At 71.0% G+C, this 21,005-nt stretch carries 12 protein-coding genes; 5 read left to right on the top strand and 7 right to left on the bottom strand.

The genetic code is table 11. The annotated features are described in order from the left end of the window. Positions 1-161: 161 nt before the first annotated feature. From ASG23_RS19290 to fucO, 3 genes are all read right to left on the bottom strand, one after another. Entirely contained in the window at positions 162-4,757 is a 4,596-nt protein-coding gene (locus tag ASG23_RS19290; protein WP_235521304.1) for a multicopper oxidase domain-containing protein, read from the bottom strand. A gap of 543 nt (positions 4,758-5,300) precedes the next feature. Next, a complete protein-coding gene (locus ASG23_RS19285) occupies positions 5,301-5,660 on the bottom strand; it encodes a DUF952 domain-containing protein (protein WP_082516378.1) in 360 nt (119 codons plus the stop codon). 123 nt (positions 5,661-5,783) lie between these two features. Beyond that, positions 5,784-6,935 carry a lactaldehyde reductase gene (gene fucO / locus ASG23_RS19280; protein WP_056028710.1) on the bottom strand — a complete coding sequence of 384 codons (1,152 nt, stop codon included), beginning with the start codon at positions 6,933-6,935 and terminating at the stop codon, positions 5,784-5,786. 214 nt (positions 6,936-7,149) lie between these two features. Between fucO and ASG23_RS19275 the strand changes: the two genes are divergently transcribed. The 3 genes from ASG23_RS19275 to ASG23_RS19265 all read left to right on the top strand — a co-directional run bounded on the left by ASG23_RS19275 (position 7,150) and on the right by ASG23_RS19265 (position 12,150). Beyond that, a complete protein-coding gene (locus ASG23_RS19275; protein ID WP_056028707.1) occupies positions 7,150-8,475 on the top strand; it encodes an MFS transporter in 1,326 nt (441 codons plus the stop codon). Between the two features lie 106 nt (positions 8,476-8,581). Beyond that, complete coding sequence (locus ASG23_RS19270) at positions 8,582-11,104, top strand: sodium-translocating pyrophosphatase (protein ID WP_082516377.1); 2,523 nt, start codon at positions 8,582-8,584, stop codon at positions 11,102-11,104. Continuing rightward, positions 11,101-12,150: a glycosyltransferase gene (locus tag ASG23_RS19265; protein WP_056028704.1), complete on the top strand. Its 1,050-nt coding sequence runs from the start codon at positions 11,101-11,103 to the stop codon at positions 12,148-12,150. Before ASG23_RS19270 ends, ASG23_RS19265 begins: the two co-directional genes overlap by 4 nt. An 18-nt stretch (positions 12,151-12,168) precedes the next feature. Here ASG23_RS19265 and ASG23_RS19260 read toward each other — a convergent pair whose 3' ends face one another. Further along, positions 12,169-13,449, bottom strand: a complete 1,281-nt coding sequence (locus ASG23_RS19260; RefSeq protein WP_157465766.1) for an MFS transporter — start codon at positions 13,447-13,449, stop codon at positions 12,169-12,171. Between the two features lie 57 nt (positions 13,450-13,506). Between ASG23_RS19260 and ASG23_RS19255 the strand changes: the two genes are divergently transcribed. Continuing rightward, positions 13,507-13,929 carry a MerR family transcriptional regulator gene (locus tag ASG23_RS19255; protein WP_056028698.1) on the top strand — a complete coding sequence of 141 codons (423 nt, stop codon included), beginning with the start codon at positions 13,507-13,509 and terminating at the stop codon, positions 13,927-13,929. Between the two features lie 198 nt (positions 13,930-14,127). On the opposite strand, the gene ASG23_RS19250 is transcribed toward ASG23_RS19255, so the two are convergent. The 3 genes from ASG23_RS19250 to ASG23_RS19240 all read right to left on the bottom strand — a co-directional run bounded on the left by ASG23_RS19250 (position 14,128) and on the right by ASG23_RS19240 (position 20,371). Next, positions 14,128-16,059, bottom strand: a complete 1,932-nt coding sequence (locus ASG23_RS19250; RefSeq protein ID WP_056028695.1) for a glycosyl hydrolase 53 family protein — start codon at positions 16,057-16,059, stop codon at positions 14,128-14,130. Positions 16,060-16,300: 241 nt separating this feature from the next. Next, a complete protein-coding gene (locus tag ASG23_RS19245) occupies positions 16,301-17,341 on the bottom strand; it encodes a LacI family DNA-binding transcriptional regulator (RefSeq protein ID WP_056028740.1) in 1,041 nt (346 codons plus the stop codon). 177 nt (positions 17,342-17,518) lie between these two features. Continuing rightward, the gene (locus ASG23_RS19240; protein ID WP_082516375.1) at positions 17,519-20,371 is read right to left on the bottom strand and encodes an ATP-binding protein; all 2,853 of its coding nucleotides are present in this window, start codon (positions 20,369-20,371) and stop codon (positions 17,519-17,521) included. A 199-nt stretch (positions 20,372-20,570) separates the two neighbouring features. On the opposite strand from ASG23_RS19240, the gene ASG23_RS19235 reads away from it, so the two are divergent. Further along, entirely contained in the window at positions 20,571-20,918 is a 348-nt protein-coding gene (locus ASG23_RS19235; protein ID WP_056028689.1) for a PQ-loop repeat-containing protein, read from the top strand. Positions 20,919-21,005: the final 87 nt, after the last annotated feature.

Below are 21,005 nucleotides of genomic sequence, written 5' to 3'. Positions count from 1 at the left end.
CCGCCAGGTGGCAGTCTCACCTACTGCGGCGTGAGACTGCCACCTGGTTGTCGATCCAGCGGGAGCCGGCACCATCTGTCGACAGGGCTCCCGCGCGCGCCGCTGCGGTGCGGCCGCACGAGTCGCTCGTGCGGCCGCACCGCATCATTCGGTCGGCGTCGTCAGGGCGCCGCCGGAACGGCGATCCAACCGGACCAGGTCGTGCCGAGCGCGTTGGTCGCACCCACTCGGACGTACCAGGGCTGGATGGCCAGGTTCCCCGTGGTGTAGCTGGTCGAGTTCGCCGCTCGGGTCGACGAGCCCGTGACGGTGGAGCCGTTGGCGCTCCACTGGACGGTGTAGGCGCTCTCGTTCGAGACGTCCGGCCAGGTGACCGTGATCTGCTCCCGGGTGTTGGTCGACCGTGCCGCGGTCGCGGCCGGTGCCGGGGCTGCCGGTGCGCTGACCGTGACATCGACCGTGGGGCTCAGGGCGGTGCCCGCGACGTTCACGGCCCCCACCCGGTAGGAGTACGCGGACCCGAGCGACACCGCCGTGTCCGAGTAGCTCTTCGCCCCGGCAGGGAGCGTCGCGATCTGCGACCAGGCTCCCCCGCTCGTCGAGCGCTGCACGACGTAGCCGGTCTCGTTGGTCGCCGCGTCGCTCCACGCCAGGGCCACCCGTGGCCCCGCCTGCAGCGTCGCCGAGAACCCGGTCGGTGCCGCCGGTGCGTTCACGGCCACCGCCGCGGACGCGCTCTGCACGGTCAGGCTCGGGAACTGCCCGCCGTAGCCGACCGCGTTGCGGGCGACCACCCGGTACAGCGCGGGCGCCGTCGCCGACGACGTCGTGTCGGTGGCCGTGCGCACGCCGTGGGTGTTGCCCACGAGCGGCTGCGGCACCGTGCTGACGGTCGTCCACGTCGTCCCGTCCGTGGTGCGCTGGATCTGGAAGTCGGTCTCGGTGATCGACTTGTCAGCCCAGGTCACCACCAGGCGCCGGTTGTTCCCGTTGCCGGTCGTGGTGAACGTCGGTGCGTCCGGTGCGATCGGCGGCAGCGCGAGGCTGACCGGTCGCATCATGTCCATCTCCTCGTGGCTGAGGATGTGGCAGTGGTAGACGTACTCCCACCCGAAGTTCACCAGCTTGTTCGCGATCGGCGTCGTGGGGTTGCCCTGGACGTCGACGTTGTTGAACATCGCGGTGGAGCCCGTCGGCATCATCGGGTTGAGCGCCCGCACCGAGTTCGGCACCTCGAACGGCACCTTCGGGATGATCGGCCGCAGCGCGACGATCGTGTCCTCGAGCGGCGCGATCCGGACGGTGTCCTTCCAGCCCAGCTCGTTCGGATCAGGCGGGATGATGATGTTGTCCCACGTCACCCGGTTGAGCACCTGCACGTCGTAGAGGTGGAAGTGGATCGGGTGGGTGTCGACGCCGTTGTGCGTGAACCGCCAGATCTGCATCCCGTCCGACGTCGACGACACGGGCGTCACCTTGACGTCCGCGCTCGGGAGCGCGGTGCCGTCGATGATCTCGGTCGCCGGGTTGACGTACGGGTACAGCGTGACGTTCTGCGCCCCCGGTGTCGGAGGTTGCGCCTCGACGCCGAGGTTGGCCTGCATGCGGCCGAACTCGTCGAACGTGGTCGCGTTCATCTCGTCGTGGATCGCCTTGGGCTGCAGCGTGACCGACGACTTCGTCGCCTGGCCGCGCAGCGTGTTGAACCCGAACGCCGTCGTGTCGTTGACGCGGACCAGGCCGTCGCACTTCTGCAGCGGCGAGCCCTTGGCGTTGCAGTTGCTGCTCGCGGCGAACGACGACCCGTACGCGCTGTTGTACGCGGCCTGGCCGACGATCACGGGGTGCTGCCCGGACTCGAACACGCCGGTGCCCTGGGCGTTGTGCTTGAACGCCGCCTGCAGCTTGACGAGGTCGAAGGCCGGAGCCGGATCGACCGCCGCGATCGTCACCTGCATGACGGTGCGGGTGTTGGGTCCGTACCCGGGCAGGATCTCCGGGGCGCCGACCGGGCTGAGGTCGGGAGCGCCGGTGTAGTAGTCGTACGACGGCACACGGGCCGGGAAGGCGGCAGGTGCGTCGTTGTACAGGATGAGCGTGCGACCCGCGAACTTGGAGAAGTCCACGATGACGTCCGCGCGCTCCGCGGGAGCGAGCAGCAGGGAGTGCTTGTCCACGTTGCCGACGTCGAATCGCGTCGGGTCGGTGATCCAGGTCGTCGGCTGCTGCCCGTCGATCACCGTCGGAGCCGGCAGGAAGCCGCCCTCGCTGGCGATCTGCACCCAGTCAGGCCCGGCGGCGCTGTTGTTCGCGTCCACCGGGGTCGGGAAGACCACCGGGTCGGTCTGCGCCGCCGCGAGCAGTCTCGCGTCGAGAGCCACCTCGGTGGTCCCGTCACCCTGCGTCGGGTCGGCCACGTACCACTGGAAGTTGAAGAACCGGTCGTTCGCCGCGTTGAGGACACGCATCCGGTAGGTCTTCGGGTCCAGCGTCACCGTCGGGTACGCCACACCGTTGACCAGTGGTGTGTCGTTGAACTGCTCCATGCCCACCGAGATGTTCGGTGTGCCGGGGATCAGCTCGGGCTCGCAGAACGGGTCCGTGTCGTACTGCCAGGTCGACGGCACGTCCAGGTCGCACGTGGGTTCGTAGTACGGGTTCTTGATCGGCCCGTACGTCGTGTCCCCGGCCGGCGGCCAGAACCACGGTCCGTACATCCACCGTCCGTACGCGCTCATGCCCGACGGGTCGCCGGGGTTCTGCGCGGGCATGTACACGTGGTGGTACCAGAAGCTGCCCTTCGTGCCCCAGCGGTCGGTGTCCCACGTCGGGTCCTGCGCGGCGAGCTGCTCCGGGCCGGGCACGAACGTCCTGTCCTGGACGATGAGCGGGAGCGTGTCACCGGCGCCGGGGATCGTCCCCGCGTCGACCAGCGCACGCTCGGTCGGGTCGGTGATCGTGTACCCCGCGGCCTCGCCGGCGTACACGTTGAGGCGGGTGATGCCCCACGAGTGGTCGTGGTAGAACATCAGCCGCGCACTCTGCTGGTTGGTGTAGTAGAAGGTCTGGCAGCCGTCGTCGGCCGCGGTGCAGCCCACCTCGGCCATGTCGGGGACCTCACTGACGCTGACCCCCTGCGGCCAGCCGGTCGACTCCTGTGCAGGAGTGATCCACTGGTGCGGCGTGCCGTCGCTGATCCACGGCGTGATGCCACCGTGCAGGTGCAAGGTGGCGCGGTTGTCCGCGAAGCAGCTCTCCGGCTTCGGGTCCTGCGAGCACTCCGGGTTGCGCACCGAGTCGACGACCGATCCGTCGTCGGTCGGTGCCGCCATCGCCATCGGGCCCATGCCCGAGCCCATCAGACTGCTGTCGGTCGGCAGGAACAGGTCGCCGTCCGAGCCCGTGGGAAGCAGGTTGCGGAAGACGATCCGCACGGGGCGGTCCTTGGTGGCCGCGATGATCGGGCCGAGGTACTGCGGGCTCGTCACGGCGAGGTACTGGTTGCCGTTCGCATCGGTCGCGGGGACCGAGGTGCCGTCCAGCAGCTCGTTGACCAGCGGGAAGTGCTGGCTCACGGCGGCGTTGGCGGCCGTCTCGAGCTGCACGTAGCCGCGCACGAGCGTCGGTGGCAGGTCCGCGTTGAAGACCGTCCGGTACTGCACGAGCCCGATGACGTACTCGTCGGCCTCCTGGGCGGTGCCGTAGGTCTTCGGCTCCGGGACGGCGACCGGCAGGAACTTGGCCGACGGGTCGGACGGGCATCCTGCAGCGGCCGGGTCGCACGGGAGCGGCAGCGCGTCCTGGAACTTGCGCATGCCGACCGTGAGATAGCCGCTGCCCGGGCTGGTCACCTCGATGCCGGTGACGGCACCGATGGACGTCCGTGCGCTCGCTGCCGCACCCGAGCCGGTGCCGACGGGGTCGCTCACGACCACGGTCGGCGCACTCGTGTAGTCGGCGCCCAGCTCGTCCGGCGTCACCGCGACCAGCGCGAGCGTGGATCCGACCTGGGCGGGAGTCGCCCCGGCGATGGGATCGAAGATCGTCCCGTTGTGGATCGCCACGCCGGGCGCGCTCGTGTAGCCCGAACCCGCCTCGTCGACGACGACAGCGGTGATGGTTCCGGCGGCGTCCATGCCGTCGACCGCGTCGCCGTTGGCGATCATCGGGACGTGCCCCTTCGCCTGCGTGCCGTCAGGCAGCGCGGGCAGGTCGAACTCGACGGTCGGCATCGTGTATCCCGCGCCGCCGTCCGAGATCGTGACCGCGTCCACGCCGCCCGAGGCGGTCGCGGCAGCCCCCGAGCCCCCGCCGTCCGAGACAGTCACCGCGAAGCCGGAGTAGCCGGCGCCCGCGCCGTCCACCACGTACCGGGTCACCGTGCCGGTGCTCGCGATCGTCGCCACTGCGGTCGCCGTGCCGTCGCCACCTGAGATGGTCACCTGGGGGGCGACCGTGTACCCGCTGCCGGGCGCGGTCACCTCCACGGCGGAGATCCCGCCCGAGACCGGGTCGACCGTGGCGGTCGCCGCAGCATCCGCACCGTCACCGGCGATGGCGACGGTCGCTGCGGGGAGCGTGAAGGGGCTGTTGGCCCAGTTGGGCCACGGCCCGAAGTAGTGCGGGACCGTCGAGGCGTCCGTGGGGCCCGACGGGAGCGCCGCGGGCACGACGGGTGCGGCGCCGAGCGCTCCGGTGGGGCCGGCCGGAAGGATCATGGCGGCGACGACGACAGAGAGCGAGAGCGAAGCGAGCACCGCGCGGGGGCGATGGGGACGTCGTCGCAGATTCCGACATCGGGACTGCGCGACCAGTTGCGTTGACATGAGATTCCTTCCACCCGCCGGACTCCCGGGGTCGTCTGGACTCCGGGCCGTTGCCCCACGCCTCCGTGGGCTCAAGTGATCGGTGGGCGCACACGCGCCCGCCGATGGACGCTCTCGGACTGCTGTTCAGTTGATGCCAGACCTACCCGGTTTGTCCTGGTTGCTGGTACGGACGAAAGTCCCTACCGGCCTCTTGCATCGCGTCGCGCCCTGATCGGCGCGCCAGCCGCCGAGCAGCACTCCGGGACGCGGCCGATCACACCGGGAGGCGCGTCTGAGCAGGTGGCGAGCATGGCGGACCGGTCGCCGAGGGGGTCGAGGGCCGGTTTGCCCCCGACTCGGGGCGTTGCAGTGCGAGAACGTCTGGGCGGCGACGGGCAGGTTTCACCCGCGGGTTCGTCATGGCCCGTGGCCCGACGCCCGGCCGAGCGTCACCCGGTCGGGTGACCAGACTGCGGCCTCACCCTCACAGGGTCAGAAGGGGGGCCCCCAAGCGAACACGCCGTCCGGCCCGAGGTGCGCCGGCAGCACGTCGAGCACCCAGGCAGGGTCGATGGGCCCGTACACGTGCGGGTAGAGCTCGCCGTTGCCGCCGTCCTCGAACCGGACCTCGGTGCCGGCGGCCGTGATCGTGCGGGTCTCCAAGCGCAGGACGCACAACTCGTCGCGGTCGCCCGCGAAGACGAAGGCGGCGACCGCGGGCAGCTGCGCGCGCGACGACGCGTGGATGAACGCGACATCCTCGTAGGTGCGGCCCCTGGTCGACCAGCGGTAGCTGCCGGCCGCCCGGGCCGCGTCCCAGTCCGACCGGCGCGTGATGTGCAGGATCTCCACTCTCGGGACGGTACCCGCGGCCACCGTGAGCGGTGCCCTCCATGGCGTACCGGACCGGCACCATCGACGCGAGCCGACGTCAGCTACCCGGCAACGGCGCGTCTGGAGGGATGCGGAAGCTTGCTAGAGCAGCGACCGGTAGAGGTGCTCGATCTCGGGCACCGAAGCCTCCCGGGGGTTGCCGCCGGCGCAGACGTCCTCGAAGGCCGCCTTGGCCAGCGCGGGAATGTCCGCCTCGGTCGCACCCACCGCGCCGAGGGACGTCGGGTTGCCCAGGTTTCGGGTCAGCGCCGCGACGGCGTCGACTGCCGCCCCACGAACCTCGTCGAGCGGCATGGTGTGCGCACCGGCGACGCCGAACGCGGCGGCGATGTCGCGGTACTTCTCCCCGCTGGCCGGTGCGTTGAACGCCATCACCGGCGCGAGCAGGATCCCGTTCGCCACGCCGTGCGGCGCCGAGTAGAAGGCGCCGAGCGGGTGCGCCATGGCGTGCACCAGACCGAGGCCGACGTTGGAATAGCCCATGCCGGCGACGTACTGCGCGAGCGCCATCCGCTCGGCAGCCAGCTCGTCGCCTTCGGCGGCGGCTGCCAGAGACGTGGCGATGACCTGGATCGCCTTGAGGTGGAACAGGTCCGACAGCTCCCAGGCACCCTTGGTGACGTAGCCCTCGATGGCGTGCGTCAGGGCGTCCAGGCCGGTGGCGACCTTGAGAGCGCGGGGGGCCGAGGACATCATCTCCGGATCGACCACGGCCAGCACGGGGATGTCGTGCGGGTCGACACAGACGAACTTGCGCTGGCGCTCGACGTCGGTGATGACGTAGTTGATCGTCGTCTCCGACGCCGTGCCGGCCGTGGTCGGGATGGCGACGATCGGAACGGACGGTCGTGTGGTCGCGGCGACGCCCTCGAGCGAGCGGACGTCGGAGAACTGGGGGTTGGCCGTGATGATCCCGATCGCCTTGCACGTGTCCTGAGGTGAGCCGCCGCCGACGGCGACCAGCACATCCGCGCCCGATGCCGCGAGCGCAGCGACGCCAGCCTGCACGTTCTCGATCGAGGGGTTCGGCTCGACGTCGCTGTAGATCTCGTAGGGGAAGTCCGCCGCGTCGAGCAGGTCGGTGACGCGCACGGTCACGCCCCGCTCGATGAGGACCTTGTCCGAGACCACCAGCGCCTTCGTGAATCCTCGCCTCGCGAGCTCATCGGGGACCACCTCGATCGAGCCCGGGCCGAAGTACGCCGTCTGGTTCCAGATCATCCGATGCGCCATCGCACGCCTCCGCTTCTCCACCGTCGTCGGTGACGCGGTGAATCGATTCATTGCGTTCCAGTCTGCGAGCCTGGCCTCTTGTCCTCCAGGGTCCAAGGTCCCGAGCGCGGGCCATCGATAGGCAGACCCGCGCAGCCACGTACCCTCTACTCGTTCCCCGCACCGCCCGCCACGACGCGCGTGCCCGAGCCACCGCGGGGTTCGAGGTGAGTCCATGTCCCACGCCCCGGCCGCCGGCCGCGGGTGGCGCACACCCGCGATCGTGTACGGGGCCGCCGCGACCGCTTACGTCGTCGCCGTCACGCATCGCACGGCGCTCGGCGTCGCGGGCATCGAGGCGACCCGGCGGTTCGGACTCAGCGCGACCGGTCTCGCCGCGTTCTCGGTCGTGCAGCTCTCGGTGTACGCCGCGATGCAGATCCCCGCGGGCCGGCTGCTCGACCGGTTCGGGCCGCGCGCGCTGATCGCGACGGGGTCGCTCGTCATGGCGTCGGGGCAGCTGGTGCTCGCGCTGGCGCACGACGTGCCGACGGCCCTGCTCGCCCGCGTGCTCATCGGCGCCGGCGACGCAGGCATCTTCATCAGCGCGCTGCGCGTCGTGGCGGACTGGTTCCCGCCGCGGCGAGTCCCGGTGATGGTGCAGGTCACGGGGATCATCGGGCAGTCGGGTCAGCTGGTGGCGGCGATCCCCGTCGCCTTCCTCCTGCACGCGCACGGGTGGACCGCCACCTTCGGGACCCTCGCGGTCGCCGGCCTGCTCGCGTCGGCCGGCGCATTCGTCGGGATCCGCGACGCCACACCACGCAGCCGCGGCCCGAGCGCGCAACGGTTCGGCCCGGCCGTCCGCCGCACCGTCCGGACCGCCGGCACACGCCTCGGGTTCTGGAGCCACTTCGCGACGCCGTTCAGCGCGAACGTCGTCGGGATGCTGTGGGGCGTGCCGTTCTTCCTCTCGGCGCAGGGCTGCACACCGGCGCAGGCGAGCCTGCTGCTGACCGCCCTCACCCTGTCGGCGATGGCGACCGGCCCGATCGTCGGGCGCCTCACGGCCCGGCACCCGCTACGGCGCTCGTGGATCGTGCTCGGCTCGTGCAGCCTGACAGCTGCCGCGTGGGTCGCGCTGCTGCTGCCGTCGACCCCGCGACCGATGTGGCAGCTTCTCGTCTTCGTCGTCGTGATCGGCGCCGGCGGACCCGCGTCGCTCGTCGGCATGGACTTCGCACGCACCTGGTCCCCCGCCTCGACGCTCGGCACCGCCAGCGGTTTCGTCAACACCGGCGGCTTCATCTCGACGATCAGCTCGGTGCTCGCCGTCGGTGTGGTGCTGCAGCTCGTGTCCCCGCCGGGCGCGACGACCTACACGCTCGATGCCTACCGCCTCGCGTTCACCGTGCTCGCCGTCCCCTGGGCCGTCGGGGTCGCCGGCGTGCTGCGCAGCCGCCGCCTCACCCGCGCGGACATGCGTGCCGCCGGCGTCGTCGTGCAGCCGATCAAGCAGGTGCTGCGGCGCGGGCGCTCGGGCTCCGACAAGACACTGTGATTCGTCGTCGGTATCCCTGACGGCAGGGCCGGAAGGCCCTGGTGGCGCAGGTCAGCGACCCGCGAGCCTTCGGTTGGAGTACCACGCCAACAGAATCGGGGAACTCGTGCTGACGCCCGCGACCGCCTGGACCGCCCTCTCCTCGGCGGGTTCGCCGCCCGGAACAGGGTCAGGGGGCGAGGCGAACCTCGTGCTCCCGGACCTCGGCACGGTGAGCGTGATGGGGGGCGTCTCCGGACGGCTGCTGCTCGGGCTCGGGCTCGTCGTCTGCGTGCTCGGTCTCGGCTTCGGGATGCTCGCGTTCGTCCAGCTGCGTCGGCTGCCCGTGCACGCGTCGATGCTCGAGGTCTCCGAGCTGATCTACTCGACCTGCAAGGCGTACCTGGCCAAGCAGGGGCAGTTCCTGATGATGCTGTGGGCGTTCATCGCCGCGGTGATCGTCGTGTACTACCGGTTTCTCATCGACTTTCCGTGGGGCCGCGTCGCCATCGTCATCGCGTTCAGCCTGCTCGGCATGGCCGGCTCCTACGCCGTCGCGTGGTTCGGCATCCGCGTCAACACGTTCGCGAACTCGCGCACCGCGTTCGCCGCGCTGCGGGGCGGTCCGTTGCCCGTGCACCGGATCCCGCTGAAGTCCGGCATGTCGATCGGCATGGTGCTGATCAGCCTCGAGCTGCTGATGATGCTGGTCATCCTGCTGTTCCTCCCGCGCGAGATCGCCGGCGCGTGCTTCATCGGCTTCGCGATCGGCGAGTCGCTGGGCGCGGCCGCGTTGCGCATCGCGGGCGGCATCTTCACCAAGATCGCGGACATCGGCTCCGACCTGATGAAGATCGCGTTCAAGATCAAGGAGGACGACGCCCGCAACCCCGGCGTCATCGCGGACTGCACAGGTGACAATGCGGGTGACTCGGTGGGCCCCAGCGCCGACGGGTTCGAGACCTACGGCGTGACCGGGGTCGCACTCGTGACATTCGTGCTGCTGGGCGTCCACGACCCGTTCGTCCAGGCCACCCTCCTGGTCTGGATGTTCGCCCTGCGCGCGGTCATGATCGTCGCGTCGGCCGTCGCCTACCTGGCCAACGACGCGTGGGTCCGGCGGCAGTACAGGACCGCGACCCGGATGAACTTCGAGACGCCGCTGACCTCGCTCGTGTGGATCACCTCGGGCATCTGCATCGCAGCGACCTACGCGACGACGTATCTGATCCTCGGCACCGGCCCGACCGCGAGCCACTGGTGGGTCTTCGCGACCATCGTCGCCTGCGGCACGCTCGCCGGTGCCGTGATCCCCGAGCTGGTCAAGGCGTTCACGTCCACCGGCAGCCGTCACGTGCGCGAGGTCGTGATGAGCTCGCGTGAGGGCGGACCGTCGCTCAACATCCTCTCGGGCCTCGTCGCGGGCAACTTCTCCGCCTACTGGCTCGGGATCACCATCGTCGGCCTCATGGGCGGCGCGTACCTGCTGTCGGGAATCGGGCTGTCCGCGCTCATGCTCGCGCCCGCGGTCTTCGCGTTCGGCCTGCTCGCGTTCGGCTTCCTGGGAATGGGTCCGGTGACGATCGCGGTCGACTCGTACGGTCCCGTGACCGACAACGCGCAGAGCGTCTACGAGCTCTCGATGATCGAGGAGATCGACGGCATCGAGGCCGAGCTCTCGCAGGACCACGGGTTCGCGCCCGAGTGGGACCACGCCAAGACGATGCTCGAGGAGAACGACGGCGCCGGCAACACGTTCAAGGCGACCGCCAAGCCCGTGCTCATCGGCACCGCCGTCGTGGGCGCAACCACGATGATCTTCTCGATCATCATGGGCCTGACCGACGGCCTGACCACGGGCCTGCAGAACCTGTCACTGCTGCACCCGCCGTTCCTGCTCGGCCTGGTGATGGGCGGCGCGGTGATCTTCTGGTTCACCGGCGCCTCGATCCAGGCCGTGACCACGGGCGCCTACCGCGCGGTCGAGTTCATCCGCACCTCCATCCGGCTCGACGGCGTGACCAAGGCGAGCGAGGCCGACTCCCGGCGGGTCGTGGAGATCTGCACCCAGTACGCGCAGCAGGGCATGCTCACGATGTTCCTCGGCGTGTTCTTCGCGACCCTCGCCTTCGCGTTCGTCGAGCCGTACTTCTTCATCGGCTACCTGATATCCATCGCCATATTCGGCCTCTACCAGGCGTTCTTCATGGCGAACGCCGGCGGGGCCTGGGACAACGCGAAGAAGATCGTCGAGATCGACCTGCACGCGAAGGGGACGGCCCTGCACGAGGCGACGATCATCGGCGACACCGTCGGCGACCCGTACAAGGACACGTCCTCGGTCGCGCTCAACCCGGTGATCAAGTTCACGACGTTGTTCGGACTGCTCGCCGTGCAGCTCTCGGTCCAGCTCGTCGACGACGGGATGCACACCCTCGTCGCGTGGTTGGCCGCGATCTTCTTCCTCGCGTCACTCGTCTTCGTCTACCGCTCCTTCTACGGCATGCGGATCCAGTCGACCCTCTCCGACGGCGATGCGCCGGCAGAGCCGGGGGACGACGGTGACGGCACGCCCGACGTCGTCGACGTCCGCGACGCGACGACCACCGGCGACCACCGCCTCGTCGAGACGATGGCGGGTGACCGGTGAAGATCGCGATCAACTACCCCGACGCCCGCGTCGGTTCCGACGGGCACGTCGCGGACCACGACGCCGGCTCGACCTTGGTGAGGCGCCTGCTTCGGATCTTCCCCGGTTCGGCACTGATCGGCGACGTCCCTCGCAGCTGCGTGGGCTTCGCCGTCCGCCCGCTCGAGCTCGTCGACCCGTCCGAGACCGTCGTGATCAACATGGCAGCTCTCGAGTCCACGAGCATCTGGCGGACCCTGGCGCGCTCAGGACGCGAGCCGAAGATCATGAACTTCGTCTGGAAGAACGCGTCGAACCTCAACCACCCCGTCGAGCGGGCGGGCATCGCGCTGTCCTGCGCACTGTTCCCCACCTTCGCCAACTCCGAGCGGACCGCGGGCGAGGTCCAGGAGATGATCGACCGCTGGACGATCCCGGCGATCGCGGAGAAGGCCGAGGTGTCGTGGGTGAACCTCGGCATCAGGCTCGACCACGTGCTCCCGCGGCGTGACCCCGACGTTCCCGTCGTGCTCTACCCGGCGATCTACCTGTCCGAGCGCAAGCAGCCGCAGGTGTTCCTCGACGTGGTCGAGCGGCTGGCGCGCCGCACTCCCCTGCGCGTCGAGGCCCGGCTGCACGAGTCGCACCTTGCGTCGGAGGCGGCGATGCGCCTCTCGCTGCGCAGCTGGGCCTGGGTCGGCCCTCTCACCGCGACGCGTGAGGACTACTGGGCGGCACTCGCCCGCACGACCGCGTTCCTGGCGACCGCGACCGACGAGTCCTACGGCCTGGAGTACATCGAGGCGCTCGTCGCCGGCGCGGTCGGCGTCCTGCCCGACCGTCCGTGGGCTCGTGCAATCCTGCCGGCCGGCTACCCGTTCCTGTACGGCACGACCGCAGAGGCCGAGGCGATGCTTCTGCGGGCAGTCACCGAGCCGGACGTATGCCGTCGGGAGGCCGATGCGGCCGCAGGCGGGAGCTTCGCGCAGTGGCTGCGCGCGCGGCACAGCGACGACCGGTTCGATGCGGCCATCGTCGAGCAGGTCGAGCGCTGGTTCGGCGCCTAGGCCGACCTGCGCAGGCGGTCACGCGCGAAGGCAGCTCGGGGGGACGGCTTCGAGGGCGCCCGGGCGCACATCCGCCGGCTCGTCCGCGCGCGGCCTCGTCGCGAGCACCAGTCCGACGGCAGCCGCCACCACCACCAGTGCGGCAGGCACGGGCAACGCTCCGGCCCCCGCCCTGTCGACGACCACGCTGCCGAGCGCGGCTCCCACGGCGATACCGCCGTTGAAGACCACGGGGATGACGCTCCCGGCGGTGCTGCGGTGCTCTGACCCGGCGACCCGCATCATGAGCGTCTGAGCGAGCGGCGGGATCGTGCCCGTGGTGAGACCCCACACGACGAGCACCAGGAGCCCGGCGACCGGACGGCCGCCGACGACCGTGAGGGCGAGCAGCGACACCGCCACCAGAGCGGTCGCCGCGACGAGCACCTCAGCGGTCCGCCAGTCCCCCACCCGCCCGACAAGCACGAGCCCGACGGCCGAGGCCGCCCCGAACGCGAACAGTGCCCCGCTCACGCCGCCGGGGAGCTCGGCGGCGGCGTCGGCTACCAGCCGGGTGACGAACGTGAACGCGGCGAAGTGTCCGACGAGCGCGAGCCCGACGAGACCCGCCACCAGGAGCACTGGACGCAGCTGCCCAGGTGCCGGCACGGCGGCGGCGTCCTCCGGCCCGGCCGCACCAGCCGGGCTCGTGGGACCCACCGCGCTCGCGGCCGTCGTCGCCACGACCATCCGCACGAGCACCGCCGCCACCACTCCGAGCAGCGCCAGTGCCCCGAACGCCACGCGCCAGTCCCACCCGCGGGCGATGACGCTGGCAAGCGGCACGCCGACGACCGTGCCGAGGGTCGCACCGCCCAGCACGACCGACACGGCCGTGCCGAGGTGCCGCGACGCCACGATGTCGGCGGTGTGCGCGTTGACCGTCGCCCACAGCAGCCCGCACACGGCGGCGCCGAGCAGGCGCCCGGCTACGGCGACCTCGTGGGTGGGGGCGACGGCGGTGATCGCGGACGCGGCGGCGAACACCACGAGCGCCGCAGCGACGACCCCACGCCGGTCCCACCGGCGGGTGAGCCGGACCAGCGGGAACGTCGTGAGGACGACCGTCGCGGCCCACAGGGAGACGAGAAGCCCGGTGCGTGCCTGGGTGACGCCGAGGTCGGCACTCATCTGCGGCAGGACCGCCGTGGGGAGCATCTCCCCGGTGACCATGACGAACGTCGCCCCACCGAGGACGACGAGGCTCGGCCACGGGAGACCCGTGCGGATGCCGGTCGGTGCTGTCCGGGTGACCTCCATGCCTGTGACGCTAGACTTTGACATCAGTGTGAAGGTCAAGGGGATCGGAGGAAGATCGTGAAGATCGGTGAGCTGTCCCGCCGTACCGGCGTCTCCACCCGGCTGCTGCGGTACTACGAGGACCAAGGGCTCATCGCCCCGGCCCGCACCACCAACACGTACCGCACCTACGACGAGCGTGACGTCGAACGCGTCCTGCACGTGGTCGGCCTCGTGCGCGCCGGCGTGCCGACCCGGCTGGCCAAGGTGCTGCTCGACCTCGAGGAGACCCAGGCCAAGGACGTCGCGGCGTCCTGCCCGCGGCAGGTCGCCGAGATGCTCGCCGACGAGCTCACCGGGCTCGACGAGCGGATCGCGTGCCTGACGAAGAGCCGCCAGACGCTGTTGGACTACCTGCGACAGACCGAGTACGCGGCCACGATCCTGGAGGACGCTCGCGCGCACGGTGTGCTCCCGCAGCCGGTCAGCAACCCCGTCTAGGTGCACCTAGCACTCCGCTCGCAGAGCACCTGTCGCTGGTGCGGAGGCGCAGCAACCCGCGCGCTACGGCCTGGGAGCAGGTCGTACAGCATCGTCGACTCGACGTGAGGTGGCTGCCCAGCATTCAGCGGGGGCGGCGACGCTGGGCCACACCGGCGGTGGCCCGCGAGGGGCCACCGCCGGTCGTGCGTGGAGCGCTCAGGGGTTGACGAGCGCTCTCCGGACGACGTCGACGACCGCGGTCACCGGACCGTGCTCGGCGGTGGTGCCGGCGACGACGAACTGTCCGGGGGTGGCCGTCGCGCCGGCGGGGACCGCGTTCCAGGTCACGGGCACCGCGTGGAGCGTGTTGTCGGCGTCGAGGACGTCGACGGTCGCCGGCAGCTCGAGCGCGCCCGAGGTGCGGATCGTCCGGTAGACGGTGTCGGCGACCACGAACTCGGCGTCGCTGGCCTCGTAGACCTCGATCGTCTCGTGGAACGTGAGCACCGGCCAGGCGCTGCTCGACCAGTCGATCATCTCCTGCCAGTTCGCAGGCTCCCAGACCAGGACGCCGGCGCCGCGGTTGTCGGGCAGGTCGTTCGCGATCCGGAAGACGTCCTGGAGGAAGAGGCCCGCGCCCTCCGCGGTCTTGGGGTAGGGCGAGTTCGGGACCGGGAGGCCGTCCCAGTCGTTCGACTGGTGCGACGTCTCGGCGATCTCCATCGCGTAGCCCGGGTGGGCCGCGGCGACCTGGTGCAGGTTCGCCTCGTAGTGCTCAGGCGTCCCGTGCCACTCGGGGTAGTAGGAGTGCGCGATGACGTCGATGTCCTGGCCCTTGGCGTTGAGCCGGGTGAGGAACTGGTCCCAGAACTCGAGCGTCTTGTCGACCCGCCCGTTGTCGATGATCACGTGGGTCTCGACCTGGATGTCCTCGCCGTGAGCCGCCGAGACGTCCCGGACGGCCGCGATGCCTGACGCCTGGAGGGTGGTGAACCGGTCCCAGGCGGCGTCGTAGGCGGCCTGCTCGGCCGGGTCGTCCGAGCCCCAGTAGTCCCACAGCAGGGCGCCGCCGGGCTGCGAGACGAACGACGGGTCGTGGTTGAAGTAGCACGTGCCGCACCACGCCGCGTCGTCGAACCAGGGCTGCGGACGCTCGCTCCCCCACATGAACCCGTTGATGAGCTCGTTGCCCACCGCGACCTTGTCGGGAGCGGTGCCCTGCGCGACGAGCGCGTCCACGGTCGCGTACGTGTAGTCGTAGACCGCCTGGGTCAGCTCCTCGAAGGGCAGCTCGTGCCAAGCCGTGGGCTTCGCCTGCTTGCTCGGGTCGGCCCACGAGTCGGCGTAGTGCAGGTCGATGCCCAGGCCCATGCCCTGCTCGACGACCTTGCGCGCCACGTCGAGGGTGCGCTCCGGGCTCTGGTACGCGGGCTCGAGGTACTCGCCCGTCTTCTCGTCACGCGGGTCGTTGAAGACGCGCAGGCGGATGTACTCCATGCCGGCGTCGGCCGCCGCCTCGAGGATCGGCACCGGCTCGGCGCCCTCGTCCACGACGTAGGTCAGGCCCTGTGCGTCGTTCTGGTCGGCGTACGAGATGTCCGCGCCGAGCACGACGTCGTCGCGCAGGTAGTTCCAGACGGACAGCTCGCTGATGCCGGCGACGGCGCCCGGCGAAGCGTCGATGACGGTGACGCGCAGGAAGGCGATCCCCGGGTGCGCGACGAGGTGCTCCTCACCGCGACCCGGCTGGTCGTTCGCCGAGCGGTCGACGAGGGTCTGCCAGGTGTCCCCGTCGCCGGATGCCTCGACCACGTACTGGTAGGTGCCGTGAGCGTCGGGGAAGACGAGGCCGATCTTCCGGATGTTGTCGTACGCACCGCCGAGGTCGAGGACGAGGCTGTGCGGACGCTCGCCGCGCGTGGTCCACGCGGTCGCCGGATCGCCGTCGACGGCCAGTCCCGCAGCAGCCTGCGCCGCGGTGGCGCTCACCGTGACCCAGGGTTTCGCGGCGAGGTTGCTGCGGACAGGTGCGAAGTTGACCAGGCCGTCGGGTTCCTCGGCCGGGGCGGCGCCTGCGCTGCCGAGGACGAGGGCTCCTGCGGCGAGAAGGGCGAGGGTGGAGGTTCGGCGTCGGCTGATCGGCTGCATGGGACGTCCTTGTCTCATTGGGGTGTGCACGTGCACAGCACAGAGCGACGGTACGAGCGCAGGAGAGGAAGCGTCAAGATCGCGCGTGCATCCGGCAGTGGGTGGGAGCGTGCACAGTCTTCTCCCTCTCAGGGCCCCGAGCAGGCGGATCGCTCTGAGGACAGTGCGACGTCGAGGAGACGCCTGTCGTGCAGATCGACCACTGGGCGGCTGGGACCGGCCGTCGGCGTGATCCCGCTCGTCAGGAACGGGTCGAAGCAACCGGCCCTGTGCTGGCGCGCACGACGAGCGAGGTCGGCAGCGTGACGGCGGCCGGCTCTCCGCCCTCGACGAGGTCGATCAGCAGCCGCACCATCTCGCCGGCGATCCGTTCTAGCGGCTGACGCATGGTGGTGAGCGGCGGGTCGAGCGTCGCTGCGAGCCCGGAGTCGTCGAAACCTCCGACCGCGACGTCCTGCGGGACGCGTCTGCCGGCCTCGCGGAGCACCTGCAGGGCACCCGCAGCCATCAGGTCGGAGGCCACGAAGACCGCGTCGATGTCGGGCCGGCGCTCGAGGAGCGTCCGCATCGCTGCCGCGCCACCGTCGCGCGAGTAGTCGCCGTGAGTCACGAGCGACCCGTCGTAGAGCGACCCGAGCTCGTCGCGGTAGCCCTCGAGGCGGAGCCTGCCCCCGGGGGTGTCCAGGGGTCCGGAGATCGTCGCGATCCTGGTGCGGCCGAGGTCGAGCAGGTGCCGCGTCATCCGCCGCCCGCCGCCGAGGTCGTCGGCGGCGACGTAGCCGAGGCTGCCCTCGAAGCCGAGCGGGATGCCGCAGGAGATCATCGGGATGCCCTGCCGCACCAGCGCCGCGAGCAGGGGGTTGCCGCTGTGCGACGAGATCGCGAGGACGCCGTCGACGTGCCCGGCGCCGACGTAGGACGAGACCTGCTTCTGCTCTTCGGGGGTCCCCGCGACCATCAGCAGGAGCGGCATGCCGCGTGCGGCCAACGCCTGGGCGGCTCCCCGCAGAAGGATCGAGAAGTTCGGGTCCTCGAAGAGCAGGTGCTGAGGTTCGGTGAGCAGGAACGCCACCGAGTTCGACCGTCCGGTGACCAGCCTGCGGGCGTGCGGGTTGGCGGAGTAGCCGGTGGTCCGGATCGCCTTCTCGACGGCCGCGAGCGAGTCCGGGGACACCCAGCGCCCACCGTTGATGACACGCGAGACGGTGCCCCGGGACACGCCGGCCGCAGCCGCGACGTCACGGATCGTCGGGCGTTTGCGCGGCGCGGTCGTCGGTCCCATCGCACGAGACTCTAGGGGAACGGGGTCCACAGAGAGCGCCTTGGCCGCGCTGGCGGCGAGGTCGACCGTTCGGTACCCCTGAAGGGTGAGGGACAGCAGTGCGAGGGGACCGATCGAGAGCAGCGCCCCCGCGATCACTGACGTGTGCGTAGCCGGCCGGGACGTTGACGTCTCGGCCTAGAGCGTGGGCCGCTCGGCGGACGAGAAGGCCACGGCCACCTCCGTCCTCGACCTGAACCCACGTTTGCGAAAGACGCTCGCGAGGTGGTGCTCGACCGTCCGAGGACTGAGGAAGAGCGCCGCGGCCACCTCGCGGTTGGACAACCCCCTGGCCACCAGCATCGCGACCCGGGACTCCTGGGACGTGAGCGCCTCCGGGGCCGTTCCGCGGTCCCGTCGGACCGAGATGCCGGTCGCAGCGAGCTCGTCCGCGGCCGCACGCTCCCAGGCCGTCAGGTCCATCGTGGCGAATGCCTCGAGGGCTGGACTGAGCTGTGCCCGAGCGGCCACCCGATGCCCGGCGCGACGCAGGGCCGAGCCGTACAGCAGTCGCGTCCGGGCCTCCTCGAACGCCTCGAACGCCTCGGCGTGCGCGACGAGTGCGGCCTCGTAGCTCGTCACTGCCGCCTCCAGATCGACGGCGACGAGCGCTGCGCAGCGTGCGACGAGCGCGAGGGAGAGCGGCGACGCCCCCGGCGGAGTGGCCGTGGCGAAACGCTCGGCCAGGGCGGTGGCGTCGTCGGTGCGTCCGAGCGCCAGGTACGCCTCGACGAGAGTGGGCGCGACACCGAGCGGCTCGCCGCCGGCGCCGATGCCGCCGTCTGCGGCCATCCTCTCCTCGAGCAGGGTGACTGCGCGTGCCGCGTCGCCAGCGCTCAGTGCGCAGAAAGCCGCTGTGATCGCGTGGTGGGCGGCAAACGGTGCCGTACCGGCCCGCACGACAAGCTCCCGCGCACGCTGCAGCGCCGCTCGCGCGTCGTCATGGAGCCCCCGAGCGGCCGACTGCCAGGCGAGCATCTCCTCCCCGTAGGCGGTGTCCGCGACGTACCCGAGCTGTTCGCCGAGCTCGACGGCCTCCCCGGCGTCGGCGAACGCACCGCGATGGTCGCCGAGCATCGCGCGACCGGCTGCCATGAGCGACAGGACGGGGACCAGCAGACCGACGGCACCCTGCTCGCGTGCCCGCGCGAGCCGACGTTCCGCCGAGGCCACGACGTCGGCGCCGAGCGCGTCCCCGAGCAACCCGACCGCGAGGCAGAGGTGCGGCAGGAAGCGGGGGTCGTCGCGCAGTCGCGGAGCCTCGACGACCGCGAGGAACTCGGTGAGCAGCGTGCGTCCCGCGACGGGGTCGCCGGCGAACAAGCGGGCGAAGCCTCGGGTGAAGGCGCTCAGGGCACGCTGCTCGAGGTCCCCCGGGTCCGCTGCCCCTGCAATCCGGACCGCGCACTCCACGACGCCGTCGACGTCATCGAGCTGGAACCGGGTGATCGCGAGCTCGGTCAGGATCACGACCAGCGCCGCGCCCTCGGCCTCACTCGCTGCCGCGGAGAGCAGGTCGGCTGCGCGAGGAACCGACCCGGCGTACTGCTCGAGGGTGCCCAGCGTCCCGAGGACCCGGCCGCGGGCGGCGCTGCCTGCCGAGCCGTCGAGGACATGTCGGGCGAGCGTCCGCGTCCGCTCCAGGTCCCCGGCGAGGAAGGCGTCGCCGGCCGCGGCGGCGAGCCGCTCGGCGGCCCGCTCCGGGTCGGTGGTGAGCAGCGCCGCTCGATGCAGTGCCGCCGACGCGGACGCGTATCCCCGCCGCGTGCGGTCTGTCTCAGCGACAGTCACAAGCTCGTCCGCCAACCGGTCGTCCGGGCCGTCGGCGGCCTCGGCGAGGTGCCAGGTCCGCTCCGCGTGCGCGGCGTCCCCCGGCAGCGCACGTGCCAGCTCGAGGTGCGCCCGGCGTCGTTCGGCCGGCGTTGCCAGGGCCCGCGCGGAGGTGCGGAGCAACGGGTGCCGGAACCGGAGCGCGCCGTCCAGGCGGACCAGCACGCCGGCCGCCTCGGCCTCGTCGAGGGCTGCACCCGGATCGGTCACGAGTCGGCGCAGGGCCTCGACGGGAACGGACGCGCGACCGCTGACGTCTGCCGCGCACAGCAGCGCAGCGCACCACGCGGACGAGGACAGGTCGGTCAGCAGCTGCTCGTAGGCAGCGCCCAGACGGGCACCGACGGGTAACGGATCAGGCAACGGAGCGGCGCCGACCTGCTGTGCGGACGTGAGTCGGTCGGCGACCTCGACGAGGGCGAGCGGGTTTCCCTGCGTCATCTCCACGAGCCGGTCGACGACGTCGGCCGCGATCGGTCCGTGCAGCAGCCGTGCGGCCGACGGAGCGGGCAGACCGGCGAGCCGCAGCACGTCCAACCCGTCGATCGGCCCGGGCGTCGCCAGACCCGAACGCGTCGTGACCACAAACACGACCGGGTCGTCGCGCATACGGCGTGCGGCGAGCAGCAGGGCTGCGGCCGACTCCCGGTCTACCCACTGCAGGTCGTCGACGAGCACGAGCACGGGGTGCGTGGCGGCCGCGGACGCCAGAAGGGTGAGTGTCGCGGCAGCCACGAGGAACCGGTCGCCACCCGTCGCGTCGCGACCCCAGCCCAACGCCGCCGAGAGCGCGTCGGCCTGCGGGCCCGGCAGCTCGTCGAGGAGGCCGCGAACCGGTGTGAGTAGCTCGAGGAGCGCAACGTGATCGAGCGCCGCCTCCGACTCCACGCCGCGTGCACGCAGCCGGACGAAGCCCACAGCGAGCCGGTCGGCGGCATCCAGAAGAGTCGTCTTGCCGATTCCGGCCTCGCCGGTCAGCACGAGTGCACCAGGGGCGCCGTGCCGGGCTCGATCAAGCAGGTCCTGGATCCTTCTCAGCTCCGGATCCCGACCCACGACGTCAGGGACAGAACTAGGTGATCTTCCCGATGCGACGCGCTGCCCTGCGAGGCGACCGTAGTGCGAGGGAGAGCTGTCGACGGGAGAATCCGGTGGAGTCATCGAGCGCCACCTCGGCACTGTTCGGGGGCGGAGCCTGCGCGAGCGGCGCGAGTTGCGACCGCGCTCCGTCGGCGCCGATGACAGTGCTTCGTGACTCTGCGGCCGCGTGCGGAAGAGCCCCTGCCATCCTCGTCGCACACGTTGAGAGCGCACAAGTTCCCGACTCGCTGCGGCGCTCAGAACAGTCCCGGAGCCTGCCGTGATCGAGCTTGCCGATCTCGCGGGTTTCACGGGTTCGGTCGTCTCCCTCGTCGTGTGGTGGCCTCAGGCGCTGCTGGTCTGGCAGAGCCGGAGTGATCCTCACCGGCTCCGCGGCGTCTCCGTGACCACGCAGGCGCTGCTGTTCCTCAACGCGGTGCTCTGGGGTGCGTACGCGGTCGCGACCCAATCGCTGTGGGTCGGCGCACCGGGGCTGGTCAACGCGCCGCTCGCCCTGCTGACGATCGCCGTGACGAGACGGTCCCGCGGTCGGACGGCCTCCTTGGGCGACGAACGGCACCTAGTCCCCCGTCCGCGCGTCGACGTCGCCCATCGGTCCACGGACTAGCTGTGATGTCCAAGGAGGTTGTCCCGCCGTTCGGCGGTGAGTCGGTCTGACAGACGAAGGCCCCCGGTTGTGAAGTGGAGCTGTCTA

The organism is Cellulomonas sp. Leaf395 (assembly GCF_001424125.1).
Classification (GTDB): Bacteria; Actinomycetota; Actinomycetes; order Actinomycetales; family Cellulomonadaceae; genus Cellulomonas.
Note: the sequence above shows the minus strand (reverse complement) of the source record. Positions and strands in the feature narration are given on the sequence as shown.

Coding starts and splice junctions, on each gene's coding strand:
- ASG23_RS19260 (WP_157465766.1), bottom strand. CDS start 13,449: ATGGAGGTCACCCGGACAGCACCGACCGGCATCCGCACGGGTCTCCCG.
- ASG23_RS19245 (WP_056028740.1), bottom strand. CDS start 17,341: ATGGGACCGACGACCGCGCCGCGCAAACGCCCGACGATCCGTGACGTC.
- fucO (WP_056028710.1), bottom strand. CDS start 6,935: ATGGCGCATCGGATGATCTGGAACCAGACGGCGTACTTCGGCCCGGGC.
- ASG23_RS19240 (WP_082516375.1), bottom strand. CDS start 20,371: ATGACTCCACCGGATTCTCCCGTCGACAGCTCTCCCTCGCACTACGGT.
- ASG23_RS19250 (WP_056028695.1), bottom strand. CDS start 16,059: ATGCAGCCGATCAGCCGACGCCGAACCTCCACCCTCGCCCTTCTCGCC.
- ASG23_RS19275 (WP_056028707.1), top strand. CDS start 7,150: ATGTCCCACGCCCCGGCCGCCGGCCGCGGGTGGCGCACACCCGCGATC.